The sequence below is a fragment of the Cellulosimicrobium funkei genome, assembly GCF_004519295.1.
In the GTDB taxonomy this organism is placed as follows: domain Bacteria; phylum Actinomycetota; class Actinomycetes; order Actinomycetales; family Cellulomonadaceae; genus Cellulosimicrobium; species Cellulosimicrobium funkei.
In genome coordinates, this window is the sequence record NZ_SOZH01000004.1 from 536,615 (window position 1) to 562,272 (window position 25,658).

Annotated in this window: 22 protein-coding genes and 1 riboswitch; of the genes, 18 read left to right on the plus strand and 4 right to left on the minus strand. The window is 73.7% G+C overall.

Features of this window, described 5'->3' with window-relative positions; genetic code table 11:
- Positions 1-48 precede the first annotated feature (48 nt).
- Genes E1O70_RS08265 through E1O70_RS08275 form a run of 3 tightly spaced genes read left to right on the plus strand, consistent with a single transcriptional unit; the run spans position 49 to position 3,832 of the window.
- Positions 49-1,002: an ABC transporter permease gene (locus E1O70_RS08265; RefSeq protein WP_061268331.1), complete on the plus strand. Its 954-nt coding sequence runs from the start codon at positions 49-51 to the stop codon at positions 1,000-1,002.
- Positions 999-2,045, plus strand: coding sequence for an ABC transporter permease (locus E1O70_RS08270; protein WP_082774606.1), 1,047 nt, complete (start codon positions 999-1,001; stop codon positions 2,043-2,045). Before E1O70_RS08265 ends, E1O70_RS08270 begins: the two co-directional genes overlap by 4 nt.
- On the plus strand, positions 2,042-3,832 hold the full coding sequence (locus E1O70_RS08275) for a dipeptide ABC transporter ATP-binding protein (protein ID WP_061268330.1): 1,791 nt from the start codon (positions 2,042-2,044) through the stop codon (positions 3,830-3,832). Before E1O70_RS08270 ends, E1O70_RS08275 begins: the two co-directional genes overlap by 4 nt.
- A gap of 76 nt (positions 3,833-3,908) precedes the next feature.
- Here E1O70_RS08275 and E1O70_RS08280 read toward each other — a convergent pair whose 3' ends face one another.
- Positions 3,909-4,394, minus strand: coding sequence for a Dps family protein (locus E1O70_RS08280; RefSeq protein WP_051028364.1), 486 nt, complete (start codon positions 4,392-4,394; stop codon positions 3,909-3,911).
- Positions 4,395-4,643: 249 nt separating this feature from the next.
- Between E1O70_RS08280 and E1O70_RS08285 the strand changes: the two genes are divergently transcribed.
- Both E1O70_RS08285 and E1O70_RS08290 read left to right on the plus strand, forming a co-directional pair.
- Entirely contained in the window at positions 4,644-5,669 is a 1,026-nt protein-coding gene (locus E1O70_RS08285) for an aldo/keto reductase (protein ID WP_061268329.1), read from the plus strand.
- 113 nt (positions 5,670-5,782) lie between these two features.
- A complete protein-coding gene (locus E1O70_RS08290) occupies positions 5,783-6,175 on the plus strand; it encodes a hypothetical protein (RefSeq protein WP_228086558.1) in 393 nt (130 codons plus the stop codon).
- A gap of 86 nt (positions 6,176-6,261) precedes the next feature.
- Here the strand turns inward: E1O70_RS08290 and E1O70_RS08295 are convergent, their stop codons facing one another.
- On the minus strand, positions 6,262-6,825 hold the full coding sequence (locus tag E1O70_RS08295; protein ID WP_061268328.1) for a flavin reductase family protein: 564 nt from the start codon (positions 6,823-6,825) through the stop codon (positions 6,262-6,264).
- A complete protein-coding gene (locus tag E1O70_RS08300) occupies positions 6,822-7,421 on the minus strand; it encodes an NADPH-dependent FMN reductase (protein ID WP_082774612.1) in 600 nt (199 codons plus the stop codon). The genes E1O70_RS08295 and E1O70_RS08300 overlap by 4 nt, the downstream gene beginning before the upstream one ends.
- A gap of 54 nt (positions 7,422-7,475) precedes the next feature.
- Positions 7,476-7,578, minus strand: a riboswitch (SAM riboswitch).
- A 226-nt stretch (positions 7,579-7,804) separates the two neighbouring features.
- Between E1O70_RS08300 and gdhA the strand changes: the two genes are divergently transcribed.
- Together gdhA and E1O70_RS08310 are read left to right on the plus strand one after the other, a co-directional pair.
- Positions 7,805-9,142: an NADP-specific glutamate dehydrogenase gene (gene gdhA / locus E1O70_RS08305; protein ID WP_021482903.1), complete on the plus strand. Its 1,338-nt coding sequence runs from the start codon at positions 7,805-7,807 to the stop codon at positions 9,140-9,142.
- A gap of 116 nt (positions 9,143-9,258) precedes the next feature.
- Positions 9,259-9,693, plus strand: coding sequence for a VOC family protein (locus tag E1O70_RS08310; protein ID WP_061268327.1), 435 nt, complete (start codon positions 9,259-9,261; stop codon positions 9,691-9,693).
- A 62-nt stretch (positions 9,694-9,755) separates the two neighbouring features.
- Here E1O70_RS08310 and E1O70_RS08315 read toward each other — a convergent pair whose 3' ends face one another.
- Entirely contained in the window at positions 9,756-10,187 is a 432-nt protein-coding gene (locus E1O70_RS08315; protein ID WP_061268326.1) for an organic hydroperoxide resistance protein, read from the minus strand.
- Between the two features lie 106 nt (positions 10,188-10,293).
- Here E1O70_RS08315 and E1O70_RS08320 point away from each other — a divergent pair, with 106 nt between their 5' ends.
- From E1O70_RS08320 to E1O70_RS08370, 11 genes are all read left to right on the plus strand, one after another.
- A complete protein-coding gene (locus tag E1O70_RS08320; protein WP_082774605.1) occupies positions 10,294-10,902 on the plus strand; it encodes a TetR/AcrR family transcriptional regulator in 609 nt (202 codons plus the stop codon).
- 106 nt (positions 10,903-11,008) lie between these two features.
- Positions 11,009-11,806: a copper homeostasis protein CutC gene (locus E1O70_RS08325; RefSeq protein ID WP_061268325.1), complete on the plus strand. Its 798-nt coding sequence runs from the start codon at positions 11,009-11,011 to the stop codon at positions 11,804-11,806.
- A 321-nt stretch (positions 11,807-12,127) separates the two neighbouring features.
- Positions 12,128-13,807, plus strand: a complete 1,680-nt coding sequence (locus E1O70_RS08330; RefSeq protein ID WP_061268324.1) for an ABC transporter substrate-binding protein — start codon at positions 12,128-12,130, stop codon at positions 13,805-13,807.
- Between the two features lie 46 nt (positions 13,808-13,853).
- Positions 13,854-14,849 carry an ABC transporter permease gene (locus E1O70_RS08335; protein ID WP_061268323.1) on the plus strand — a complete coding sequence of 332 codons (996 nt, stop codon included), beginning with the start codon at positions 13,854-13,856 and terminating at the stop codon, positions 14,847-14,849.
- Positions 14,842-16,005 (plus strand): ABC transporter permease, encoded by a 1,164-nt coding sequence (locus E1O70_RS08340; protein WP_082774604.1) that lies wholly within the window; start codon positions 14,842-14,844, stop codon positions 16,003-16,005. The genes E1O70_RS08335 and E1O70_RS08340 overlap by 8 nt, the downstream gene beginning before the upstream one ends.
- Positions 16,002-16,919, plus strand: a complete 918-nt coding sequence (locus E1O70_RS08345) for an ABC transporter ATP-binding protein (protein WP_082774603.1) — start codon at positions 16,002-16,004, stop codon at positions 16,917-16,919. The genes E1O70_RS08340 and E1O70_RS08345 overlap by 4 nt, the downstream gene beginning before the upstream one ends.
- Positions 16,919-17,803, plus strand: coding sequence for an ABC transporter ATP-binding protein (locus E1O70_RS08350; RefSeq protein WP_061268322.1), 885 nt, complete (start codon positions 16,919-16,921; stop codon positions 17,801-17,803). Before E1O70_RS08345 ends, E1O70_RS08350 begins: the two co-directional genes overlap by 1 nt.
- 188 nt (positions 17,804-17,991) lie before the next feature.
- A complete protein-coding gene (locus E1O70_RS08355; RefSeq protein WP_061268321.1) occupies positions 17,992-19,554 on the plus strand; it encodes an RNB domain-containing ribonuclease in 1,563 nt (520 codons plus the stop codon).
- A gap of 30 nt (positions 19,555-19,584) precedes the next feature.
- On the plus strand, positions 19,585-19,956 hold the full coding sequence (locus tag E1O70_RS08360; RefSeq protein WP_043656540.1) for a sterol carrier family protein: 372 nt from the start codon (positions 19,585-19,587) through the stop codon (positions 19,954-19,956).
- Positions 19,957-20,275: 319 nt separating this feature from the next.
- Positions 20,276-25,036 carry an ExeM/NucH family extracellular endonuclease gene (locus E1O70_RS08365; protein WP_061268320.1) on the plus strand — a complete coding sequence of 1,587 codons (4,761 nt, stop codon included), beginning with the start codon at positions 20,276-20,278 and terminating at the stop codon, positions 25,034-25,036.
- Between the two features lie 143 nt (positions 25,037-25,179).
- The gene (locus tag E1O70_RS08370; RefSeq protein WP_128957615.1) at positions 25,180-25,656 is read left to right on the plus strand and encodes a hypothetical protein; all 477 of its coding nucleotides are present in this window, start codon (positions 25,180-25,182) and stop codon (positions 25,654-25,656) included.
- Positions 25,657-25,658 lie beyond the last annotated feature (2 nt).

The following is a 25,658-nucleotide window of genomic DNA, read 5'->3' on the forward strand; positions in this document are numbered from 1 at the left end:
CGCCGCGGCGTCGGGCAGGCGGGCATCCCCCACGGAAGGAGGCCGACCATGGGCCGGTACGTCCTGCGTCGCGCCGGGCAGGGCCTGTTCGTGCTCTGGGCGGCGTTCACCATCTCGTTCTTCGTCCTCTACCTGCTGCCCAGCGACCCGGCCGCGCTCATGGCGAGCGGCGGTGGCGAGGCGGACCAGGTGGACCCCGCGCTGCTCGACGCCCTGCGCGCCCAGTACGGCCTCGACCGGCCCGTGCTCGTGCAGTACGCCGACGCGCTGTGGCACGCGCTGCGGCTCGACTTCGGGACGTCGTACGCGTCCGGGGCGCCCGCGACGCAGCTCGTGCTCCAGGCGCTCCCGGAGACGCTCCGGCTCACGGCCGCGGCGCTCGTCCTCGCCGTCGTGGCGGGCGCCGGCATCGCGATCGCGAGCACGTTCCCGCGCGCGGCCTGGCTGCGCCACGCGCTCGCGTCGCTCCCTCCGCTCGGCGTTGCCCTGCCGCCGTTCTGGCTGGGCCTCCTCCTGCTGCAGTGGTTCTCCTTCCAGCTCCCGCTGTTCCCCGCGATCGGCAACCAGGGCGCGATCAGCCTCGTGCTGCCGGCGATCACGCTCGCCGTGCCGGCGAGCGCCGCGCTCGCCCAGGTGCTCGCGCGGAGCCTGCGCGGGACGCTCGGCGAGCCGTACGTGGAGACGGCGCGCGCCAAGGGCGCGAGCCGCGCGCGCGTGCACTTCCGTCACGCGCTGCGCAACGCCGCGATCCCCGCGCTGACCGTGCTGGGGGTCGTCGTGGGCGGGCTGCTCGGCGGCACGGTCGTCACCGAGACGGTGTTCTCGCGCGCGGGCCTGGGACGGCTCACGGTGACGTCGGTGGACGCGCAGGACATCCCCGTGGTGCAGGCGGTCGTCGTCCTCTCGGCGCTCGTGTTCGTGGTCGTCACGCTCGTGGTCGACCTGCTCTACCCCCTGCTCGACCCCCGGATCGACGCACGACAGAAGGCGGTGGCCGCATGAGCACCAGGCCGGGAGTGCGCATCGTGCTCCGGGACGAGGCCCGGGTCGCGGACCGTGCCGCGGTGGCGGACGTGCCGCCGGCGGGCGCGCTCGCCCCCGACGCCCCGCCCGCCGACGCGCCCAAGGGGCGCACGCCTGCGGAGATCGAGGTCGAGGACCGCGAGGACGCGCGCGCGATCCTGCGGCACGGCCGCGTGCGGACCCGGGGCACGGCGAGCCGGTGGCGGCGCGGGGCGCGGTACGCCGTGCGGCGGCCCGGGCTGGTCGTCGCCGTGCTCGTCGTCCTGCTCGTCACGGCGTGGGCGGTCGTCCCGCAGCTCTTCACGGCGTACGACCCGCTGACGGGCGTGCCCGCGGACCGGCTGCAGCCGCCGTCGGGCGCGCACCTGTTCGGCACCGACCACCTGGGGCGGGACGTGTACGCGCGCGTCGTCCACGGCGCGTCGGCCTCGCTCGGCGCGACCGTCGTCGCGGTCGCGGTCGGGCTCGTCGCCGGGTCGCTGCTCGGCCTGCTCGCGGGATTCGTGCGCGGGTGGGTGGACGACGTCGTCGGCCGGTTCGTCGACGTGCTGCTCGCGATCCCCAGCATCCTGCTCTCGCTCGCGATCATCACGGCGCTCGGGTTCGGGACGGTCAAGGTCGCGATCGCCGTCGGCATCACGAGCGTCGCGACGTTCGCGCGCGTCATGCGGGCCGAGGTCCTGCGCACCTCGACGTCGGTGTACGTCGAGGCGGCCCGCGCGTCGGGGGTGCGCTGGTACGGCGTGCTGGGGCGCCACGTGCTGCCCAACTCGACGGGACCGGTGCTCGCGCTCGTCGCGCTCGAGCTCGGCACGGCCGTGCTCGCCATCTCGGCCCTGAGCTTCCTCGGCTACGGGACGCCGCCGCCCGCGCCGGAGTGGGGGTCGCTCGTCTCGGGCGGGCGCGACTACCTGGCCACCGCGTGGTGGCTCACGACCATGCCGGGCCTCGTGATCGTCGCCGTCGTGCTGTCGGCGAACCGCATCGCGCGGGCCCTGGAACGGACCGGAGGGGACGCATGACCGCCACGACGCCGACCACCCAGGAGCGTCCCGGCCCGACGTCGGGCGAGGCGCCCGCGCTCGAGATCCGCGGTCTGGAGGTCGCCTACCGCACGCGCGACGGCGGCTCGTACGCGGCCGTGCGCGGCGTCGACCTCACGGTCGGGGCGGGCGAGGTCGTCGCGCTCGTGGGCGAGTCCGGGTCGGGCAAGAGCACGACGGCGCACGCGGCCCTGCACCTGCTCGCGCGCGGGGGCGAGGTGACGGCAGGGACCATCCGCCTCGGCGGCCGCGAGGTCGGACGGCTCTCCGAGAAGGAGTGGCAGCAGGTGCGGGGCCGCGACGTCGGGCTCGTGCCGCAGGACCCGACGGTCTCGCTCAACCCCGTCACGCGCGTGGGCGACCAGGTCGCGGAGGTGCTCGTCATCCACGGGCTCGCGCGGCGCAAGGAGGCGCGCGAGCGTGCGGTCGAGCTGCTGCGCCAGGCCGGGATCGACGACCCGGAGGCCCGCGCGCGGCAGTTCCCGTCGCAGCTCTCCGGCGGGATGCGCCAGCGCGTGCTCATCGCGATCGCCGTCGCGGCCCGGCCGCGCCTCGTCGTCGCGGACGAGCCCACGAGCGCGCTCGACGTGACGGTCCAGCGCCGCATCCTCGACCACCTCGACGGACTCGTGCGCGACCTCGGCACCGCCGTCCTGCTCATCACGCACGACCTCGGCGTCGCGGCGGACCGCGCCGACCGGATCGTCGTTCTCGAGCACGGGGTCGTCGTCGAGGAGGGCACCGCCGAGCAGGTGCTGCACGACCCACGCCACCCGTACACCCAGCAGCTCATCGCGGCGGCGCCGAGCCTCGCGAGCTCGCGCCTCGTCGCAGGCGGCACCCCGGAGACGGCGCCGAACGACGGCGTCGTCCCGCGCGCCGACGCGAGCCGCGCCGCGGTCGCGAGCCGCGCCGTCGGTCAGGGGATCGCGGTGCCCGACGCCGCCGGCCCGGACACCGCGGGTACGCCCGTCCTCGCGGTGCGGGACCTGCGCAAGGAGTTCACGCTGCCGCGCGGGTCGGCGCACCGGACGCTCGTCGCGGTGGACGGCGTGAGCCTCGCGGTCGGGCGCGGCGAGACGTACGCGCTCGTGGGGGAGTCGGGGTCGGGCAAGAGCACGACGGCGCGCCTCGCCCTCCGGCTCGAGCGGCCCACCGCGGGCACGGTGGAGTTCGCCGGCGAGGACATCACGACGGCGCGCGGCGAGCGGCTGCGGTCGCTGCGCCGCGGCTTCCAGGTGGTCTACCAGTCCCCGTACGCGTCGCTCGACCCGCGGTTCACCGTCGAGCAGATCGTCACCGAGCCGCTCCGGGCGTACCGGGTCGGGTCGCCGTCCGAGCGCGCCGACCGGGCGCGTGCGCTCGTCGAGGACGTCGCGCTCCCGCCCGACGTGCTCCGCCGGGGGCCGCGCGAGCTCTCGGGCGGGCAGCGCCAGCGCGTCGCCATCGCGCGGGCGCTCGCCCTGAACCCGGCGCTCGTCGTGCTCGACGAGCCCGTCTCGGCGCTCGACGTGTCCGTGCAGGCGCAGATCCTCGAGCTGCTCGTGCGGCTCCAGGCGGAGCACGGGCTCGCGTACCTGTTCATCTCGCACGACCTCGCCGTCGTGCGGCAGGTGTCCGACCACGTCGGCGTCATGCACCGCGGGCGCGTCGTCGAGCAGGGGGCGGCCGAGCAGATCCTGCTCGACCCGCAGGAGGAGTACACGCGTGAGCTCGTCGCGGCCATCCCCGGCCGCCGCGCGCACCAGGGGCGCACGGCGAGGTAGGACGGCCCGTCGCGAGGTAGCACACGGCGTGCTCTACCTCGCGACGGGCCGTTCTACCTCGCGGCGGCGGGCCGGGTCAGGCCTCGCGGTTCTCCGAGGAGAGGAACCAGGCCTGCTTCTCCAGGTCCGCGATGATCTCGTGCAGGATGTCGGCGCTCGTCGGGTCCTCGGCGTCGACGTCGTCGTGCACGGCGCGGACGACCTCGACCGTCTGCGCGATGCGCTCGACGACCGCGTCGACGGTGTCGCCGACCGACACGAGGCCGGCCGGGTACGGCGAGAGGTCCGTCGTCGTCGCGACGGTCTCGGTGCGGCCGTCGGGCACGACCTGGAGCGCGCGCATGCGCTCGGCGACGGTGTCGCTGTGCTCGCGCGCGGCGTCCACGACGTCGTCGAGCTGGAGGTGCAGGTCGCGGAACCCGCGGCCCGTGACGTTCCAGTGGGCCTGCTTGCCCTGGACGTGCAGGTCGACGAGCGCGACGAGCACGCGCTGCAGGTGGGCGCGGAGCTTCTCCGACGCCTCGAAGCGGGCCGTCGTGCGGTGGATGGTGGGTGCGGACATGGTGCTCCTCGCTCTCTCGGGGGTCGCCCGGAATCGTGCGGCGGTCACCCGGCTTCCGTCGGTGCCGTTCACTTGAACGATTCCAGACTAGGTGGCATTCCGCGCGTCCGCCAGCAAGGAGAGGCGTGCCTGACCTGCGGCGGGGCTCGTCGCGCGCCGAGCCGCAGCGTGGCGCGTCACGTCCTCTCGCCAGGTGAGAGGACGGCGTCCGCCCTTGCCCCGGGCAGCGGACGGTGGTCCGCTGGGGCCATGACCGACACCACCCGGACCCCCGCCCCCGGCACCCTCCCGTCGCGCACGCTCGGCACCGGCGGGGCGGCGCTCGCCGTCTCCGCCGTCGGGTTCGGCGGGATGTCCGTCACCGACGCCTACGGCCCCGCGGACGCCGCGGAGGCGGAGGCCGTGCTGCGCCGCGCGCTCGAGCTCGGCGTGACGCTCTTCGACACGGCCGACGTCTACGGCCACGGCCGCAACGAGGAGCTGTTCGGCCGGGTCCTCGGGCCGCACCGGGACGAGATCGTCCTCGCGTCGAAGTTCGGGCTCCCGCCCGCGGGCGGCCACCCCGACGGGCGTCCTGTCGACGGCCGCCCCGAGTACGTCCGTGCCGCGGTCGACGCGAGCCTGCGCCGCCTCGGCACCGACCGCCTCGACCTGTACTACCTGCACCGCGTCGACCCCCAGGTGCCGATCGAGGAGACGGTCGGCGCGCTCGCCGAGCTCGTGGAGGCAGGGAAGGTCCGCGGCATCGGTCTCTCGGAGCCGTCCGCCGCGACCGTGCGCCGCGCGCACGCCGTGCACTCCGTGACGGCCGTGCAGAGCGAGTACTCGCTGTGGACGCGCGACCCGGAGGACGAGGTGCTGCCGACGCTGCGCGAGCTCGGGGTCGGCTTCGTGCCCTTCTCGCCGCTCGGCCGGGGCATCCTCACCGGGACCGTGGACGCCACCGACGGCTTCGCGGAGGACGACGTGCGCCGCGCCCACGCCCGGTACGCCGGCGAGGCGTTCGAGCACAACCGCGGCCTCGTGCGCTCCCTGGAGCAGCTCGCCGCGGAGCACGGCGTCACGACGGCGCAGCTCGCGCTCGCGTGGCTCCTCGCGCAGGGCGACGACGTCGTCCCGATCCCGGGGACGAAGCGCGTCGCGTACCTGGAGCAGAACGTCGCGGCGGCCGCGGTCGAGCTCACGCCGGACGACGTCGCGACGATCGGCGCGGCGATCCCGCGCGCGGCCGTCCAGGGCGTGCGGCACCCGCAGCCGGACCTCCTCGACGGCTGACCCGCCGCGCGGGCCGGCGGCGAGGACAGGGGGCCGCTCGCCCTGCCCCGCGGGGCCGGGGAGACCTAGACTGGAGAGGTCCTGTGGGTCTCCCCGCGCAGAGGTCGGCTCCGATGTCGTGGCTGCTCATGATCTGGTGCGCGACGGCGTGCACGGCCGCCGCCGCGTGGTGGGTGCTGCGCCGGGCCGGGCGGCCTCCGAGCCACCGGACGGGCGGGCGCCGTCGTGCCGCCGCGGCACCGGACCCGCTCACGACGCTCGCGCTCCAGGTGCGGCTCACCGCGCTCGCCGCGGAGCTCCGGCGCATCGAGGCCGACCCGGACGTCTACGCGCGCGCCCACCACTACCTCGCGGTCCAGGGCGCCTACGACGCGCTGCTGCGCGAGGCCTGTCGGCTCACGGGGCTCCCGGTCGCGGACGCGCCCCTGCGCGCGGGCTTCCGCACCGGCGACGACGAGCGGTTCCGCGAGGAGCTCGAGCTCAGCGCGCGCGGCTGGAGCTGGTGACGGACCACCCGTGAGGGGCGGCACGGGACGGGCGAGGGGCCCGACGGCGGGACCTCCGCCGTCGGGCCCCTCGCCCGTCCGTGTGCTCAGAGCGCGGAGTGGTCGCCGATCCGGTGGTAGGTGCGGTCGTGGTAGACGAGCGGCGACGCCGCCGCCTCCCCCGACGCCCTGGGCGCGGCGCCGACGCTCGACGCGAGCGCGCGCAGCGAGACGAGGTAGGAGTCGCCCACCGGCGTGCGCTGGACGACCCTCCCGCGCACCCACGACAGCGCGCCGTCGATCACGGGCTCGCCCGTCGACAGGCGCGACCAGCCGCCGTCCGCGAACCGGTCGATGCCGCTCGTCGCGAACCGGGCCGAGACGTCGTCCTGGTGGTCCGCGAGGAAGCTCACGGTCAGCGTGCGCGCGGTCGAGACCCCGGGCCACGACGACGACGTGGACGCGAGCGAGAACGCGAGGAGCGGGGGCGCGGCCGAGACGGAGATGACCGACGTCGCGGTGAAGCCGACGAGGCGGTCGCCGTGCTCGAGCGCGACGACGGCGACGCCCGCGGGGTGGCCGCGGAACACGGCCTTGTACTCGTCGGGGGAGAGCTGGGGCTCGTCCTGCTCGGCCAGGAGGGCCTCCAGGTGGGTGAGCTCGGCGGTCATCGGGCCACCCCCGCGAACGCGTCGGCGACAGCCTCGTCGGTGCGGGCCGCCGGGCGGTCCTCCGCCGGGGGGAGCGGTGCCGTGGCGCGGCGCAGGGCGTCGCCCTCGCGCGCGAGCCACGCGTCCACGACCGGTCCCAGGTCCGCGAGCTGCGGCTCGGTGACCGTGAGCGACCGGGTCGGGACGACGGCACCGAGCTCGACGAGCACGGGCCGCAGGTGCACCTCCCCGACGAGCGCGTGCGCCGGGTTCCCGGACACGACGAGCGGGACCACGACGACGCCCGCGAGCCCGTCGGGGCCGTAGAGGTCGAGGAAGGCCTTGAGCAGCCCGGTGTACGACGCCTTGTAGACCGGCGTCGCCACGACGGCGACGGTCGCCCGCGCGAGCTGCTCACGGGCGGCGTCGGCCGCCGGGTGGTCGGCGGCGAGCACCTCGCCGGCGAGCGACGCCAGGTCGATGGTGGCGACGTCGGCCGTGCCGAGGAGGTCGGCGACGCGGCGCGCGACCGTCTCGGCGGCGCCGAGCGTCCGCGAGCCGGGCCGCGGGTTGCCCGAGACGGCGAGCACCGTCGGGTGGGTGGGGTGGTGGGTCATGTGCACCTCGCAGTAGTCGTCGATCACGCTTGCCGTGCGGGCCGTCCTCGCCGGTGGCGAGGCAGGCCGGGCTCGGCCTGGTCATCTCCCGGAGCACCCCGCCGTGACAGGGGGTTGCCGGCCAGCGAGCCGGGGCTTCGCGCTGGCGCTCGTGACCTGGGGACGGGTATAGCAACCGCCCCGTGAAACCGCACCGGATCGGTAGGGTTTCTCAGTGGGTGGACGGATGTGTCGTCGTCGGCGACTCCTGTGCCGCCCCGTGCGGTCGCTCCTGCCCTGCGGCCGCCCGTCCCGGTGCGCGCGGAGTGAGACGGTGTGACGGGAGCTTCTGGCACAGGCGTACCGTCAGCAGGAGTTCCGCCCGCGTCAGACGAGGAGTACCCATGGACAGCCGACTGCAGTCCGTCTACGACGAGGTCCTGCGTCGCAACCCCGGCGAGGCCGAGTTCCACCAGGCCGTGCGCGAGGTCTTCGACTCGCTCGGCCCCGTGCTGCGCAAGCACCCGCGCTACGTCGAGGCCGCCGTCCTCGAGCGCGTGTGCGAGCCGGAGCGCCAGATCATCTTCCGGGTCCCGTGGGTGGACGACACCGGGCGCGTGCAGATCAACCGCGGCTTCCGCGTCGAGTTCAACTCCGCGCTCGGCCCGTACAAGGGCGGCCTGCGGTTCCACCCGTCGGTCTACCTCGGCATCGTGAAGTTCCTCGGCTTCGAGCAGATCTTCAAGAACTCGCTCACGGGCATGCCCATCGGCGGCGGCAAGGGCGGTTCCGACTTCGACCCGCGCGGGCGGTCCGACGGCGAGGTCATGCGGTTCTGCCAGTCGTTCATGACGGAGCTCTACCGGCACATCGGCGAGAACACGGACGTCCCCGCGGGCGACATCGGCGTGGGCGGCCGCGAGATCGGCTACCTCTTCGGGCAGTACAAGCGCATCACCAACCGGTACGAGTCCGGCGTCCTCACGGGCAAGGGCATCTCGTGGGGCGGCTCGCTCGTCCGCACGGAGGCCACGGGCTACGGCACGGTCCTCTTCGCGCAGAACATGCTGGAGACGCGCGGGCAGGAGCTCGACGGGCGCCGCGTCGTCGTCTCGGGCTCGGGCAACGTCGCGATCTACGCGACGGCCAAGGCGCAGCAGCTCGGCGCGAACGTGGTCGCGTTCTCCGACTCGTCGGGCTACGTCGTCGACGAGGCCGGGGTCGACCTCGAGCTCCTGCGCCAGATCAAGGAGGTCGAGCGCGGGCGCGTCGCCGACTACGCCGCGCGCCGCCCCGGGGCCCGCGTCGTCACCGACGGGTCCATCTGGGACGTGCCGTGCGACGTCGCGCTCCCGTGCGCGACGCAGAACGAGCTCGACGAGGCGGCGGCCAAGCAGCTCGTCGCGAACGGCGTCGTCGCGGTCGCGGAGGGCGCCAACATGCCCACGACGCCGAGCGCCGTCGCGCTGCTCCAGGAGGCGGGCGTCCTCTTCGCGCCGGGCAAGGCCGCCAACGCGGGCGGCGTCGCGACGTCGGCCCTCGAGATGCAGCAGAACGCGTCGCGCGACGCGTGGTCCTTCGAGTACACCGAGGACCGCCTCGCGCAGATCATGGCGGGCATCCACGACCGCTGCGTCGAGACGGCCGACGAGTACGGCACGCCCGGCAACTACGTGCTCGGCGCCAACATCGCGGGCTTCACCAAGGTCGCCGACGCGATCCTCGCGCTCGGCGTCATCTGACCCGAGCCGCACGACGACGGCCGTCGGTGCCCCGCGCAGAGCGGTGGCATCGGCGGCCGTCGTGCGCCCGTGAAAAGCCCTCCGGCCGAGAAGGGTCGGGCGCCTAGGGTGGCCGGATGGCGACGGTCAGGCAGGTCCAGGTCACGTTCGACTGCGCGCAGCCACGGCGCGTCGCCCGGTTCTGGTGCGAGGTGCTGGGCTACGTCCCGGCGCCGCCCCCGGAGGGCTTCAGCACCTGGGACGACGCCGAGGCCTCCCTCCCGGCCACAGAGCGGGACGCGTGGTCCGCGTGCAGCGACCCCACCGGGGCCGGTCCGCGCCTGTACTTCCAGCGTGTCCCCGAGGGCAAGGTCGTCAAGAACCGCGTGCACCTCGACGTGCGTGCCGGCACCGGGCTCGTGGGTGCCGAGCGTCTCGCCGCGCTCGAGGCCGAGCGCGACCGGCTCGTCGCGCTCGACGCGACGTGCGTGCGCGTGATGGTCGCCGACGAGGAGAACGAGTCCTGCATCGTCATGCAGGACGTCGAGGGCAACGAGTTCTGCCTGGACTGACCGCCGGGCCGACCCGCGGACCGCTCCGCCAGCCGGCCCCGGCGGTCGTGCCGAGGGGTGCCCTACGCGACCGTCGTGCGGACGGTGACCGGGATGTTGCCCCGGGTCGCGAGCGAGTACGGGCAGACGGCGTGCGCGGCCTCCGCGAGCTCCTCGGCGACGTCCTGGGTGACGCCGCCCCCGAGCTCGACGTGCAGCGTCGCGCCGAGCGAGAAGCCGCCGTCGCCGGTCGGGACGAGGTCGACCTCGGCGACGACGGCCGAGTCGGCCACGGGGACCTCGCGCTGCGCCGCGACCATCTTCAGCGCCGAGTGGAAGCATGACGACCACCCGGCTGCGAACAGCTGCTCCGGGTTCGTCCCGCCACCGGGGCCGCCCATCTGGCGCGGGACGGCGAGCGTGACGTCGAGCTGGCCGTCGTCGGACACGGCGCGGCCTCCGGCGCGACCGTCGCCGGTCGCGGTGGCCACGGCGGTGTAGAGGGTGTCAGCCATGAGGTGCCTCTCGAGAGTGGGATCGAAGTAGAGTTACTAGTACGTCTACATCGGAGAACCTAGACTGGCGGCCGACCGCGCGCAAGGGCGGAGACAAGGAGGGGGCATGGTCGACGACTCGCCGACGCCCGGGGCGACGGGCCGCGGCACCGCGGCCGACACGCGCCGCCGCATCCTCGAGGCAGCCTCGGCGCTCTTCTACGCCCAGGGCATCCGAGCGACGAGCGCCGACCGCGTCATCGAGCAGGTCGGCATCACCAAGGTGACGTTCTACCGCCACTTCCGCACGAAGTCCGACCTCGTCGTCGCCTACCTCGAGGCGCAGGCCGCACGCGACCGCGCCGTCGTCGACGAGTCGCTCCGCGACGCCGAGCCGCTCGACGCCCTGAGCGCCCTCGCGGGCGCCATCGGCGCCGTGAGCTGCGTGCCGGGCTTCCGCGGCTGCCCGTTCATCAACGCCGCGGCGGAGACACCCGACCCGCAGGACCCGGTGCGCGTCGTCGTGGACCGCCACCGGCGCTGGACGCGGGACGTGTTCGCCCGCCTCGCCGCCGCGGTCGGCGTCACGGACGCCGACGCGACCGCGGCGCAGCTCATGATGCTGCGCGACGGCGCCATGGTCGCGGGCTACCTCGGCGACCCCGACGAGGTGGCCGCGACCCTGCGGTCCGCGTGCCTCGCCGCCGTCGCCACGGGACGGCCGACGCCGGCCTGAGCTCCCGCGCCCGGCCCGCGCCCGGAGTCGTCTACCCTGGCCGACGGCCGCCGTCGTGCGGGTCGCGCGACGCGACGGCCGCCGGACCGGACGACGGGAGAGCGCCATGACGACCACCCACCCCGAGGGGGGCGCGGCGCCCGCGGCCCGCGACGTGGCCCTCGAGCTCGCGGTCCAGGACCCCGACGGCGTCCGCGTGGCCGCGGCCGTGCGTGCGCACCGGGTCGAGCTGTGCGTCGGGCTCGGCGCGACGGGCGGGCTCACGCCCAGCGCCGGGCTCGTCGAGGCCGCGGTCGCCGCCGCGGCGGAGGCCGACGGTCCGGGGCCGCGCGTCGAGGTGCACGTGCTCGTGCGCCCGCGCCCGGGCGGCTTCGTCCTCACGCCCACCGACCTCGACGTCCAGGTGCGCGACGTCCGGGCCGCGGTGGCGGCCGGGGCGCGCGGCGTCGTCGTGGGTGCGCTCACCCCGGACGGCCTGGTCGACGTCGGCGCCGTCCGCGCCCTCGTGGACGCCGCCGACGGGCGCGAGGTCACGTTCCACCGCGCCGTCGACGTCGTCGCCGACCCGCTCGCCGCGCTCGACGCGCTCTCCGGGGCCGGGGTCGTGCGCGTGCTCACGTCGGGCGGTGCGTCGCGCAGCATCGACGGCACCGACCGGCTGCGCGCCATGGCGGCGCACGCGCGCGACGCGCTCGGCGGGCGTGTGCAGGTCATGGCCGGCGGGGGAGTGCGGCCGCAGGACGTCGGAGCCCTGGTGGCCGCGGGCGTCGACGCCGTGCACCTCTCGGCCAAGCGCGTCGTCGCGGACGACGCCGGGCCGGGGGGCGGCGGCGACGCCGGCTACGAGGTCACCGACCCCGAGGTCGCGCGGGCCGCGCGTGCCGCGCTGGACGCCGCTCGCTGACCCTGCCCCTCCGGCCCGCCGGCGGCGCTGCCGCCGTCCCGCCGCCGGCCCCGTCCGGCCGCTCCCGCCCGCATCGCCTGCTGCGCCGGGACCGGCTGCGAACCGTCCACTCCTGACCGTCCTCGGCACCTCGGCCGGGCCCCGCTCCGCGGGGTCCGGCCGACCCTGTTCGGGCGCGATCCTGGTATCGATGTCTCAGTTAGGTAACTTTCCTGTCGTATTCGTAGGAGGGTCGGTGGCTATTAGTTAGTGTTCCTGCCACACGCCTGCGGGCGCCGAAGAACGACGTGAGGACGCGTCGTCCATGCGAAAGGACCGAAGATGATTCGAAGCACGGCGCGCAAGCGTCTGCTCACGGCCGCGGCACTCGTGACGGGCGTCTCGCTGCTCGCGGGCGCCTGCACCGGCGGGGGCGATGGCGAGGGTGAGGGCAACGGCGGTGAGGCCCGTGTCCTCAACGTCTGGGCCGGCACCCAGACGCCCATGGTCGCGAACTTCAACCCGTACGCGCCCAACCCGCTGCACGTGACGAACGGTGGCATCTACGAGCCGCTGTTCTTCTACAACCGCGCCGAGGCCGGCGACCCGACGCCCCGCCTGGGCGAGTCCTACGAGTGGAGCGAGGACGGCACCGAGCTGACCGTCAAGATCCGCGAGGGCGTGAAGTGGTCCGACGGCGAGGACTTCACGGTCGAGGACGTCATCTTCTCGTACACCAACGACGCGGCGAAGCGCGACTACCTGAACACGATCGAGAAGGTCGACGAGTCGACCGTCAAGTTCACGTTCAACGGCGCGCAGTTCACGAGCGCCGTGCAGATCCTCGGCACCACGCTCATGGTCCCCGAGCACCTCTTCAAGGAGGTGTCGGACCTCATCACGTTCACGAACGACGAGCCGGTGGGCACCGGGCCGTTCACGCTCGACACCATCACGAACGCGACCTACACCGTCGTCCCGAACGAGGACTACTGGGGCGGCGAGCCGAGCCTCGGGAAGGTCCGCTTCCTCGCGCTCGACAAGAACCAGAGCGCCCAGGACCTCCTCGCCACCGGCAAGATCGACTGGACCACGATGTTCATCGCGGACCCGGAGGCGGTCACCGGCGGCGGCCAGGTCTCGCTGCTCAACACCCCGCAGGACCCGACCACGATCATGTCGTGCTCGAACGCGGCGCTCGGCTGCGCGGGCCCGCAGACGGACCTCGCCGTCCGCCAGGCGGTCAACCTGCTCGTCGACCGCGGCGAGATCAACGAGAAGGCGTTCTCGGGCCACGCGGCCGTCGCGTCGCCGTCGCTCGCGCTCGTCGGTCGTGACGACCGCTGGATCTCCTCCGAGATCGAGAAGGAGAGCCCGCAGGAGAGCGACCCGGCCGAGGCGGCCAAGGTCCTCGAGGCGGCCGGCTACACCAAGGGTGCCGACGGCATCTTCGAGAAGGACGGCCAGAAGCTCTCGGTCGACCTCATCTCGGTCGACGGCTGGAGCGACCACAACGCGGCGGGTGACCTCATCGCGCAGCAGGCGCTCGAGGCGGGCGTGCAGATCAACCACGTGAAGATCACGCAGCAGGAGATGTCCGACGCCCGGACCAGCGGCAACTACCAGATGATGATCAGTGGCATCACGGGCACGTCGCTCGACGACCCGTTCGCCATCTACCGCCAGTGGCTCACGACCGAGTACACGACGCCGGTGGGCGAGACCATCGAGGCCGGCCGCTTCAACTTCCCGCGCTACTCGAACCCGCTCGTCGACGAGGCCGTGGCCACCGCCGCCGGCACCAACGACGAGGACACGAAGAAGGCCGCGTACGCCGCGGTGCAGAAGGAGATCGCCCGCGACCTCCCCTACATCGCCCTCGTCGTGAACCCGACCATGTCGTTCGTCAACACGAAGGACTACACCGGCTGGCCGTCGGAGGACGACATGTACGCCTTCCCGCCGTCGTGGGCCACGATCAGCAACGGCGTGATCCTCTCCCAGCTCAAGCCCGCGAGCTGATGTCGCACTGCCGAAGAGGAGCTCGGGTGAACGAGGAGTCGGTTCAATGAGGTACTACGCACGGCGGATCGCGTTCTACGTGGTCACCTTCTGGGCCGCCGTCTCGCTCAACTTCCTTCTCCCGCGGGCCATCCCCGGTGATCCCAAGCAGATCTACCTCGACACCCTGCTCCGGAAGAACGGTGAGCTGACTCCGGGCCTCATCCAGAGTGTCGACATCCTCTTCGGCAGTGACGACGCCTCGCTGTGGGAGCAGTACCTCACGTACTGGAAGAACATCTTCACAGGTGATCTCGGTACGTCGGTCCTGTACTTCCCGGCACCCGTCAGCCAGCTGCTCGGCGAGGCCCTCCCCTGGACGGTGGGCCTCGTCGGGCTGGCGACGATCATCGCGTTCCTCCTCGGCGTCGGCCTCGGCGCATGGGTCGGGTGGAAGCGCGGTACGTGGGTCGACCACATCATCCCCGCGTCGACCTTCCTCCAGGCGGTGCCGTACTTCTGGCTCGCCCTGGTCCTCATCTCGATCTTCTCGGTGTCGCTCGGCTGGTTCCCCATCGTGGGCGCGTACGACATCTTCGAGTTCGACAGCGGTCCCGAGTGGTCGTGGGACTTCGTGGGCAGCGTGATCTACCACGGCACGCTCCCGGCCGTGACGATCATCCTGTCGGCGATGGGCGGCTGGCTCCTCGGGATGCGCAACATGATGGTCTCGACGATCGCCGAGGACTACGTCACGACGGCCGAGGCCAAGGGCCTGCGCCCCTTCCGGGTCGCGCTGACGTACGCGACGCGGAACGCGGTCCTGCCGTCCGTCACGGGCTTCGGCATCGCGCTCGGCTTCGTCGTCGCCGGGTCGGTGGTCATGGAGCAGGCCTTCAGCTACCCCGGCATCGGCAAGCTGCTCTTCACCGCGGTCCAGGCGAAGGACTACGCGCTCATGCAGGGCGCCTTCCTCGTGATCACCGTCGTGGTGCTCGCGGCGAACTTCCTCATGGACCTGATCAACGGCATCATCGACCCGAGGACGCGGAACAATGGCTGACCCCACCCGTGACGCCGAGACCGTGACTCCCGCGGCCGACGCCGCTCCTGCCGCCTCCGTGGTGGTGGACGGCCTGCCGCCCGAGAACCGGACCGCCGGCATCGTGCCGGACGTGCCCATCGCCCCGCCCGAGGCCGTCGTCGCGGGCGAGCCCGTCCCACAGAGCACCGCGCCGAAGCGCGGCATCCGGGCGATGCTCCCGCGCCGTTCGGGCAAGCTCGTCGTCGGCCTCGTGCTGACGCTCGGGATCGTGCTCTTCTCCGTCGTGGCGCCGCTGTTCAGCCAGAGCCCGCGGGCGACGTCGAACCCGGCGTACCTGCCGCCGAGCACCGAGCACCTGCTCGGCACGAACAACATCGGCGTCGACATCTTCGCCCAGGTCGCGCACGGCGGCCTCGGCTCCCTCACGGTGGGACTGCTCGCGGGCGTGATCGCGATGGTCCTCTCGCTCCTGTTCGGCATCATCGCCGGCTACGTCGGGGGCTGGACCAACGAGATCCTGTCCTTCGTCACGAACATCATGCTCGTGATCCCCGGGCTCCCCCTGATCATCGTGATCTCCGCCTACCTCGAGTCCCGCTCGCTCTTCCTCGTCGCCCTGATCCTCGGCATCACCGGGTGGGCGGGGGCGGCGATCGTGCTACGGGCACAGGCCCGGTCCCTGCGCAGCCGCGACTACGTCTACGCGGCCAACGTCGCGGGCGAGAAGGCGCCGCGCATCGTCCTCGTCGAGATCCTGCCGAACCTCCTGCCGCTGCTCACCGCGAACTTCCTGGGCGCCGTGCTCCTCGCGATCCTCAGCGAGGCCGGCCTCTCGTACCTCGGCCTCGGGCCGTCCGGGTCGGTGACGTGGGGCACCATCCTCAACGAGGCCAGCACGCAGAACGCGATGGCGTACGGGCGCTGGTGGTGGTTCGTCCCGCCGGGCCTCCTCATCGCGCTGTTCGGCTGCGGGCTCGCCCTCATCAACTTCAGCATCGACGAGATCATCAACCCCAAGCTGCGGACGGCCCCTGCCGCGGTCAAGAACGTCCGCCTCGCGCGCAAGCAGCGTGCGAAGCTCCAGGCGGCGATCGCGCCGAGCACCGCCACGGCCGGCACGGCGGGCACCGCGGCCGACACCCCCGCCCGCGACGACGAGAAGGTCCAGTCATGAGCGCACCGACCCTCACCGCGAAGCCTGCGGGCGACTTCGGGGCCCCGCCCGGTGCGGTCCCCGTGCTCACGGCGCGGAACGTCTCGATCGAGTACCAGGTGAACCCGGTCGTGCAGGCCGTGAAGGACGTGTCCCTGACCCTGCACCGAGGCGAGATCCTCGGCCTCGCGGGCGAGTCCGGCTGCGGCAAGACGACCCTCGCGTACGGGCTCAACCAGCTCCTCAAACCGCCGGCGCTGCGCACGAGCGGGGAGATCGTCCTCCACGACAAGGACGGCGACGACATCGACGTCGCCGCCCTGTCCGGGGACTCGCTGCGGGCGTTCCGCTGGGACAAGGTCTCGATGGTCTTCCAGGGGGCGATGAACTCCCTCAATCCCGTGATCAGCATCAAGGCCCAGCTGTTCGACGTCTTCGCGACGCACCGCCCGGGGATGTCCGCGAAGGCCAAGCTCGAGCGCAGCCGTGAGCTGCTGGAGCTCGTCGGGGTCGACCCGAACCGGCTCGACAGCTACGCGCACGAGCTCTCCGGCGGCATGCGCCAGCGCGTCATGATCGCGATGGCCCTCGCGCTCCAGCCGCAGGTCATGATCATGGACGAGCCGACGACGGCGCTCGACGTCGTCGTCCAGCGCGGCATCCTGCGCGAGATCATGCGGCTCCGCGAGCAGTTCGACTTCGCCGTCGTCTTCATCACGCACGACCTGCCGCTGCTGCTGGAGATCAGCGACCGGATCGCGGTCATGCTCCGCGGCGAGATCGTCGAGCTCAACACGGCCGAGGAGATCTACAACGCGCCCGCGCACGAGTACACGCGCCGCCTGCTCGGGTCGTTCCCGAGCCTGACGGGCGACCGTGGCGGGTTCGTCCGGTCCGGCGAGGACACCGCCGACAGCACGGGAGGGGTGGCCTGATGGGCACGCTCGAGATCCGGAACCTCACCAAAGACTTCGTCATCCGCAACGGGTGGAAGCGGTCGCGGCTGCGTGCGGTGAACGACGTGTCGTTCACGCTCGAGCCGGGCAAGACGATCGCCATCGTCGGTGAGTCGGGTTCCGGGAAGTCGACCGTCGCGCGGATGATCGCGAAGCTCGAGACGCCGACGTCCGGCGACATCCTGCTCGACGGCGTCCCGTCCGCCCGGCGTGGCCGTGGCCTGGCCGAGTACCGGCACGACGTCCAGATGGTGTTCCAGGACCCGTTCGCGTCGCTCAACCCGTTCCACTCGATCCGTCACCACCTGGAGCGGCCGCTGCGGATCCACGGGCGCGCGAAGACGGCCGCCGAGCTCGACGCAGCCGTCGACGAGCTCCTCACGCGCGTGAACCTCACGCCCCCGGGGACGTTCGCGGAGAAGCGTCCGCACGAGATGTCCGGAGGTCAGCGGCAGCGCGTCGCGATCGCCCGCGCGCTCGCCCCCGGCTCCCGGTTCCTCGTCGCGGACGAGCCCGTGTCGATGCTCGACGTGTCGATCCGGCTCGGGGTGCTCAACCTGCTGGCGCGCCTGCAGCGCGAGGAGAACCTCGGCGTCCTCTACATCACGCACGACCTCGCGACGGCGCGGCACTTCAGCGACGAGATCCTCGTGATGTTCCGCGGGAACGTCGTCGAGCGCGGGCCGTCGGACCAGGTCATCCTCGACCCGCAGCACGAGTACACGAAGCTGCTCCTCGGGGCGGCGCCGGAGCCGCAGAACCACGGCCGCCTCCGCGAGGAGGTGCGCCGCGAGCTCGCCGCGGCCGCGGCGGGCGAGGGCGACGCCGTCGCCCGCGACCGCTTCGGCACGCGCGGCATGTGAGACGGGCGTCGCCCGTCCCCTCTTCGTCCGGGCAGCGGGGGTTGCCCGGCGGCACGCGTCGGTAGTGACGCGTGCGCGTCGCGCGGGCCAGGTCAGTCGGACGCCCTGGCCCGCGCGCTCGCCCCGTCCGTCGTCGTTCGTCCTGCCACGCAGGACGTCCCCGGCGACGGGTGGGTAGGGTCGGGCTCGTGCCCGCCCGTCACCTGCGCCTCGCGCGACCCGAGCCCTCCGCCCCGAGCACCGCCGCGCTGGTCACCGACGCGCTCGCGGCGCTGCGCCGCGAGATGGAGGTACCGGAGAGCTTCCCGGACGGGGTGCTCGCCGAGGCCGAGGAGGTCGTGCGCGAGGACCGCGCGGTGCCCGGTCCGGGGCGCGTCGACCTGCGCGACGTCCCGTTCGTCACGATCGACCCGCCGGGCTCGATGGACCTCGACCAGGCGCTGCACCTCGAGCGGGCCGGGGGAGCGCCGGGCGACCCGGCGGGCGCCGCGTTCGTCGTGCGCTACGCGATCGCCGACGTCGGCGCGTTCGTCGTGCCGGGCGGCGCGATCGACGCCGAGGTCCACGAGCGCGGCACGACCCTCTACGCGCCCGACGGCCGCACCCCGCTGCACCCGGCCGTGCTGTCCGAGGGCGCGGCGAGCCTCCTGCCGGGCGAGGACCGCCCGGCCGCGGCCTGGCGCGTCGTGCTCGACGCCCGCGGCGAGATCCTCGACGCGAGGGTGCGGCGCGCCGTCGTGCGCTCGACGCAGCGCCTCACCTACGGCGAGGCGCAGGCCCGGATCGACGCTCGTCCCGCCGGGGACGACACCGGCGACCCCCTCCTGCTGCTCCGCGAGGTGGGCGAGCTGCGGCTCGCGCGCGAGCGCGAGCGCGGCGGTGTGTCGCTCGAGGTCCCGGAGCAGGAGATCGTCACGCGCGACGACGGCTCGTTCGGCCTCGAGTTCCGCTCGACCCTCCCGGCGGAGGCCTGGAACGCGCAGGTGTCGCTGCTCACGGGCATCGCGGCGGCGCGGATCATGCGCGCGGGGGGTGTCGGCGTCTTCCGCGCGCTGCCGGAGGCCGACCCGCGCGACCTCGCGCGCCTGCGCCGCACGGCCCGCGCGCTCGGCATCGGCTGGCCGCGCGAGACGCCGTACGCCGAGCTCGTCCCGACGCTCGACTCGCGCGTCCCGCGCCATGCCGCGTTCCTCAACGAGGCGACGTCGCTGTTCCGGGGCGCGTCGTACGAGGCGTTCGGCGGCACGGGCCAGGAGCCCGGCGTGCCCGACGACGCGGCGCACGCCGCGATCGGCGCGGAGTACGCGCACGTCACCGCGCCCCTGCGCCGGCTCGTGGACCGCTACGGCACCGAGGTGTGCCTCGCGCTGTGCACGGGGGAGGACGTGCCGCAGTGGGTGCTCGACGCCCTGCCCGGTCTCCCGCGCACCATGGCCCGCACGGGCCAGCGCGCGAGCGCGTACGAGCGCGCGATCGTCGACGTCGTCGAGGCCGCGCTGCTCACCGGCCGCGAGGGCGAGGAGTTCGACGGCGTCGTGGTCGACGTCGAGGACGACCGCGAGCGCGCCCGCCGTCTCGAGCGCGAGGACGCCGACGAGGCGGGCGGGGCACGGCGCGGCCAGGTGGTCCTCGCCGACCCCGCGGTGCGCGCCCCCGTCGAGGGGGCGGACCTCCCGCTCGGCAAACCGGTGCGCGCCACGCTGCGCGAGGCGTCGGTGCCCGGGCGCCGGGTCCGGTTCACCGTCGGCTGACGCCGGGCCGCGCGGCCTAGGCTGGTCCTCGTGCCTGCCCGACGCCGTACCGACCCCGCCGCCGGCCGCCTCGCCCTGGCGACGTGGCGCGACGACCCCACCGACCGCCGCGCCGTGACGACGGCCGTGCGGTTCACGCTCGAGGAGCTCGCCGACGTCGCGCCCGGGCACACGGTCGAGGTGCGCGTACCGCCCGCGGGGGCCGTCCAGGCGGTCGAGGGCCCGCGGCACACGCGCGGGACGCCGCCGAACGTCGTCGAGACGGACCCGCAGACGTGGCTGGGCCTCGTCACGGGGGCCGTCGCCTGGGCCGACGCCGTCGCGGACGGGCGCGTCCGCGCGTCGGGCGAGCGCTCCGACATCTCCTTCCTGCTGCCGCTCCAGGCGGCCCGGCCGCGCTGACCCCTCCGGCGGGGCCTCGGCATCCGCTCGCGGGCGGCGAGCGTGTTACCGGTGGGTAACGTTCTGGGGGCCGGTCTGGCGGAGCGCCGGACGGGGGACTAGCGTCCCAGGATGACCGGCCGCCGTCCGCGCGGGCGCTCGCGGCACGACGACGTGCGCTGGCGTTCTCGTGACGGTGACACGGCAGCAACCGCACGTTCATCCAGGTGGGGTGCGATGTCCCGGGGAGGCAGGGCGTCGCCCCGTCCGAGGGACGTCCCCGACCCACGGGAACGCGCGAGCTGCTGCCCGGCCGTCCGCACGAGATGAAGGAGTCAGCGTGACCGACCACCAGCACCTGCGGCGACGGAGGGTGGTGGCGGGCACGTTGACCGTGGCCCTCGCCGTGCCGTTCTCCGTCGCGGCGGCCACCGCCGCGAGCGCGGCGCCCGACGGGTCGGGCCTCGTCATCAACGAGGCCTACCTGAGCGGCGGCAGCGCCAACGCCCCGTACACCCACAAGTTCGTCGAGCTGTACAACCCCACGCAGGCGGCGATCGACCTCTCCGGGATGTCGCTGCAGTACCGCTCCGCGACGAGCACGGGCGCCTTCACGGGCGTGACCGCGCTGACCGGCTCGGTCGCCCCCGGGGGCTACTACCTGGTGCAGGGCGGGTCGAACGGCTCGAACGGCGCCGAGCTGCCCACGCCCGACGCGACGGGCGGTCTCAACCCGTCGGGCACGACGGGCACCCTCGCGCTCGTGCGGTCGACCTCCCCGGTGACGCTGCCGGCGGGGAACGCCGCGGGCGCCGCGAACGTCGTCGACCTCATCGGGTACGGCACCTCGAACACGTTCGAGACGGCCGTGGGCCCCGCGCCGTCGGCCAACAACGTGCCCGCGTCGATCAACCGGACCGGGTACGCCGACTCGGACGACAACAGCAAGGACCTCACGCTCTCCAGCACCGTTACGCCGCAGAACAGCGGTGACGACGGCGGCGGCCCGGGCCCCGAGCCGGGCGAGGTCGTCCCGATCGCGGAGATCCAGGGCACGGGCGCGGCGAGCCCGCTCGTCGGGCAGACGGTCACCACGCGCGGCGTCGTCACCGCGACGTACCCCACGGGCGGCTACGACGGCTTCTACCTGCAGACCGAGGGCACCGGCGGCGACCTCGACGCGTCGCACACGGCGTCGGACGCGATCTTCGTCTACTCGAAGGCGGGCGCGGCCGCGGTGGCGGTCGGCGACCACGTCGAGGTGACGGGCGCGGTGTCCGAGTACTTCACGCTCACCCAGATCACGCCCGCGGCGGGCGGCTGGACCGTGCTCGACGAGGCGGCGCAGGACGTCAAGCCCGCGAACGTCGCGTTCCCGGCGACCGACGCCGAGCGCGAGGTCCTCGAGGGCATGCTCGTGCAGCCGGCGGGCGACTACGTCGTCGCGGACAACTACGACACGAACTACTACGGGTCGTTCGTGCTCGCGGCGGGGACGGACCCGTTCGTCCAGCCGACGTCGGCCGGGCGGCCGGGCAGCGCGGAGGCGGCGGCCGCCGTCGCGGACCGTGCCGCGCGGGCCGTGGTGCTCGACGACGGCGCCACGACGAACTTCAACAACACCGCGAACAAGGGCGTCCCGCTCCCGTACCTCACGGGCGGGGCACCGGCGCGCGTGGGTGCGGCCGTGTCGTTCACGACGCCGGTCATCCTCGACTACCGGTTCGACGCCTGGACGTTCCAGCCGCGCACGCAGCTCACCGCGGGCGACGGCGGCAACGCCGCCACGGTGCAGCCGGTCACGTTCGAGAACACGCGGGAGGACGCTCCGGCCGAGGTCGGGGGCGACCTCTCCGTCGCGACCTTCAACGTCCTCAACTACTTCACGACCACGGGCGACCAGGTCGCGGGCTGCCAGTTCTACACGGACCGCGCGGGGAACCCGATCACGGTCCGCACGGGCTGCGACGCGCGCGGCGCGGCGGACGCCGCGAACCTCGAGCGGCAGCAGACGAAGATCGTCGCCGCGATCGACGCCCTCGACGCGGACGTCGTCGCGCTCATGGAGATCGAGAACTCCGAGCCGTTCGGCAAGGACCGCGACCAGGCGCTGTCGGACCTCGTGGACGCGCTCAACGCGGCCGCGGGCGCGGAGGAGTGGGCGTTCGTCCCGTCCCCGGCCGCCGTGCCGACGGACGAGGACGTCATCCGCCTCGCGTACATCTACCAGGTGGCCGAGGCCGAGCCGGTCGGCGACTCCGTGATCCTGCTCGACGACCCGGCGTTCTCGAACGCGCGCGAGCCCCTCGCCCAGGTCTTCCAGCCCGCGGGCGGGATCACCGAGGGTGACGACGCGGCGAGCGACGACGTGCTCGTCGTCGCGAACCACCTCAAGTCGAAGGGCGGCAGCGACTCCGCGCCCGCCGACCAGAAGGACACCGGCGACGGCCAGGGCGCGTACAACAAGGCGCGCGTGGGCCAGGCGACGGCGCTCGTCGCCTTCGCCGAGGACGTCGCGGCCGACGCCGGGACGGACAAGGTCCTGCTCGCGGGCGACTTCAACTCCTACGAGCAGGAGGACCCGCTGCAGGTGCTCAAGGACGCCGGCTACACCGACCTCGGTGCGTCGACGGGCGAGCACACCTACCTGTTCGACGGGTACGTCGGGTCGCTCGACCACGTGTTCGCGTCGCCGGCCGCGGCGGACGCCGTCACCGGCACCGACGTGTGGAACATCAACTCGGTCGAGCCGATCGCCAACGAGTACAGCCGGTACAACTACAACGCGTCGATCCTCTACGACACGACGCCGTTCCGGTCGTCCGACCACGACCCCGTCCTCGTGGGCCTCCAGCTCGGCGCCGCCGAGCCCGGCACCACGCAGCTGGACCTGCTGGCGATCAACGACTTCCACGGTCGCATCGACGCCAACACGGTGAAGTTCGCGGGCACGATCGAGCAGCTGCGCGCGGCGAACCCCGACGGGACGGCCTTCGTCTCGGCGGGCGACAACATCGGCGCCTCGCTGTTCGCGTCGGCGCTCCAGGAGGACCAGCCGACGATCGACGTGCTGAACGCGCTCGACCTCGCGGCGTCCGCGGTGGGCAACCACGAGTTCGACCAGGGCATGGACGACCTCACGGGTCGTGTCACCGACGAGGCCGACTGGGCCTACCTGGGCGCGAACGTCTACGACAAGGGCACGACGAACCCGGCGCTGCCGGAGTACCAGGTCGTCGAGATCGACGGCCTCGACGTCGGCTTCGTCGGCGTCGTGACGGAGGAGACCCCGACGCTCGTCACGCCGTCGGGCATCGCCGACGTCGAGTTCGGCGACCCCGTCGAGGCGCTCAACCGCGTCACCGCCCAGCTCCAGGACGGCGACCCGGCGAACGGTGAGGCGGACGTCGTCGTGGGTCTCGTCCACGAGGGCGCGTCCGCGGGCACGCCCGACGGCGCGACGCTCGAGGAGGAGGTCGCCGCGGGCGGCGCCTTCGCGGACATCGTCGACGGGACCGACGCGCGCGTCGCGGCGATCTTCACGGGCCACACCCACAAGCAGTACGCGTGGGACGCGCCCGTCCCGGGCGCCCCGGGCAAGACCCGCCCGATCGTCCAGACCGGCAACTACGGCGAGTTCATCGGGCACGTGTCGCTCACCGTGGACACCGCGACCCACGAGGTCACGGCGTACACGGCGCAGAACGTGGCCCGCACGAAGGCGGAGGACGCGACCCTGGTCGCGACGTACCCGCGCGTCGCGGAGGTCAAGACGATCGTCGACGCGGCGCTCCAGCAGGCCGAGATCATCGGCGCGACTCCGATCGGCGAGGTCACCGCGGACATCACGACCGCGTTCGCGGGCGGCTCGTACACCGGTCCCGGCGGGACGTACGTGGGCTCCGGCCCGAACCCGACCTCCGGGCGTGACGACCGCGCCTCGGAGTCGACGCTCGGCAACCTCGTCGCCGACTCGCTCCTCGCGACGCTCTCCGACCCGGCGCGCGGCGCTGCGGACATCGGTGTCGTCAACCCCGGCGGGCTGCGCAGCGAGCTGTTCCACGACGGTGACGGCGTCATCACCTACGCCGAGGCCAACGCGGTGCTGCCGTTCGTCAACAACCTGTGGACCGTGACCCTGACGGGCGAGCAGGTCGTCGAGATGCTCGAGCAGCAGTGGCAGACGGACGCGAACGGCAACCGTCCGTCGCGCCCGTACCTCGCCCTGGGCCTCTCGGACAACGTGTCGTGGACGGCGAGCACCGCCGACCCGAACGCGGCGCCGGGGAGCAACGTCTCGTCCGTGACGATCGACGGCGAGCCGATCGACCCCGCCGGGGAGTACCGCGTCGCGACGTTCTCGTTCCTGGCCACCGGGGGCGACAACTTCCGCGTGTTCACGGACGGCACCGACCCGCGCGACTCCGGTCTGGTCGACCGGGACGCGTGGATCGCGTACCTGCAGCAGAGCTCGCCGGTGTCGCCGTCGTTCGACCGCTCGCGCGTGGTCGTCGACGAGCTGCCCGGCACCGTGACGGCGGGCTCCGACGTGAGCGTGGGGCTCTCGGGCCTGAACCTCACGTCGCTCGGGTCGCCGACGAACACGTCGGTGGACGGGTACCTCGTCGCCGCGGACGCCACGTTCGACCCGGCGAACCCGGGCACCGCGGCGGGCACCGCCACGGTGACGGGCGGGGCGGCGACCCTGACGGCGACGGTCCCGGCCGACGCCGCGGCGGGCGAGTACGACCTGTGGGTCGTCGCGTCGCCGAGCGGCACGACGGCGCGCATCCCCGTCACGGTCGAGGCCGCCGCCCCGACGGTGGAGCTCGTGAACCTCGAGGCCACCGCGCGCTGCACGGGCAAGTTCGTCCACCTCGCGGTCCGCGCCACCAACGGCGAGGACGCGCCGGTCGAGGTCGTCCTCCAGACGCCCTACGGTTCCAAGCGGTTCCCGAACCTCCAGCCGGGCAAGAACGCCTACCAGTCGTTCAACACCCGGGCCACGTCGATCGAGGGCGGGACGGTCACCGTGACCGCGACGCTCGACGGCGTGACGCAGGAGTACGAGATCCCCTTCGAGGGTCAGACCTGCGGCTGACGCCTGCCTGACGCCGTGCGGCACCGCCGAGGAGGCGACGCCACGTCCCGCGACCCGGGTCCCGTCCGACGGGCCCGGGTCGCGGTGCGTCCGGGGCGAGGGCTCTGCGGGGAGTCCCAGGAAGCGCGGGTAGGGTCGTGCTCGTGAGCTCCGAGCAGTCCCGCGTGCCCGACGGCACGACCCCAGACCCGTCCGCCGCGCCCGACGCCGTGGTGCCCGACGCCGCGCGCCCCGAGGCCGGGTCCGAGGCCGCCGAGCCCGGGGGCGCTGAGCCCGAGGCCGCCGGGCCGGGGACGAGGGCGGACGAGACGCCGGGCGCGGCGTCCGACGACGCCGCCTCCGCCGGTGGCGAGGAGGTCGAGATCGAGTCCGTGGTCGACCCGGCGACGGTCCGCCGCGCCCCCCGCTACCGTGCGTTCTTCACGGTCGGCATCCTCCTGGGCACGGTCCTCGGCCTGGGCATCGGTGGTGCGTGGCTCCAGTCGCCCGCCGCGGCGCCGGTCTTCAAGCCCGGCGTCTACTTCACCGTCATCCTCGTGACGTGCGCGGCGCTCGGCGCCGCGGTCGCGGGGGTGTGGGCCGTCGTCGCCGACCGCCGCAGCCTGCGCGGGCGCCGCTGACC

Excerpts from the sequence above, each read along its gene's own strand:
- E1O70_RS08265 (WP_061268331.1), top strand. The coding sequence starts at position 49 with ATGGGCCGGTACGTCCTGCGTCGCGCCGGGCAGGGCCTGTTCGTGCTC.
- E1O70_RS08270 (WP_082774606.1), top strand. The coding sequence starts at position 999 with ATGAGCACCAGGCCGGGAGTGCGCATCGTGCTCCGGGACGAGGCCCGG.
- E1O70_RS08275 (WP_061268330.1), top strand. The coding sequence starts at position 2,042 with ATGACCGCCACGACGCCGACCACCCAGGAGCGTCCCGGCCCGACGTCG.
- E1O70_RS08280 (WP_051028364.1), bottom strand. The coding sequence starts at position 4,394 with ATGTCCGCACCCACCATCCACCGCACGACGGCCCGCTTCGAGGCGTCG.
- E1O70_RS08285 (WP_061268329.1), top strand. The coding sequence starts at position 4,644 with ATGACCGACACCACCCGGACCCCCGCCCCCGGCACCCTCCCGTCGCGC.
- E1O70_RS08290 (WP_228086558.1), top strand. The coding sequence starts at position 5,783 with ATGTCGTGGCTGCTCATGATCTGGTGCGCGACGGCGTGCACGGCCGCC.
- E1O70_RS08295 (WP_061268328.1), bottom strand. The coding sequence starts at position 6,825 with ATGACCGCCGAGCTCACCCACCTGGAGGCCCTCCTGGCCGAGCAGGAC.
- E1O70_RS08300 (WP_082774612.1), bottom strand. The coding sequence starts at position 7,421 with ATGACCCACCACCCCACCCACCCGACGGTGCTCGCCGTCTCGGGCAAC.
- gdhA (WP_021482903.1), top strand. The coding sequence starts at position 7,805 with ATGGACAGCCGACTGCAGTCCGTCTACGACGAGGTCCTGCGTCGCAAC.
- E1O70_RS08310 (WP_061268327.1), top strand. The coding sequence starts at position 9,259 with ATGGCGACGGTCAGGCAGGTCCAGGTCACGTTCGACTGCGCGCAGCCA.
- E1O70_RS08315 (WP_061268326.1), bottom strand. The coding sequence starts at position 10,187 with ATGGCTGACACCCTCTACACCGCCGTGGCCACCGCGACCGGCGACGGT.
- E1O70_RS08320 (WP_082774605.1), top strand. The coding sequence starts at position 10,294 with ATGGTCGACGACTCGCCGACGCCCGGGGCGACGGGCCGCGGCACCGCG.
- E1O70_RS08325 (WP_061268325.1), top strand. The coding sequence starts at position 11,009 with ATGACGACCACCCACCCCGAGGGGGGCGCGGCGCCCGCGGCCCGCGAC.
- E1O70_RS08330 (WP_061268324.1), top strand. The coding sequence starts at position 12,128 with ATGATTCGAAGCACGGCGCGCAAGCGTCTGCTCACGGCCGCGGCACTC.
- E1O70_RS08335 (WP_061268323.1), top strand. The coding sequence starts at position 13,854 with ATGAGGTACTACGCACGGCGGATCGCGTTCTACGTGGTCACCTTCTGG.
- E1O70_RS08340 (WP_082774604.1), top strand. The coding sequence starts at position 14,842 with ATGGCTGACCCCACCCGTGACGCCGAGACCGTGACTCCCGCGGCCGAC.
- E1O70_RS08345 (WP_082774603.1), top strand. The coding sequence starts at position 16,002 with ATGAGCGCACCGACCCTCACCGCGAAGCCTGCGGGCGACTTCGGGGCC.
- E1O70_RS08350 (WP_061268322.1), top strand. The coding sequence starts at position 16,919 with ATGGGCACGCTCGAGATCCGGAACCTCACCAAAGACTTCGTCATCCGC.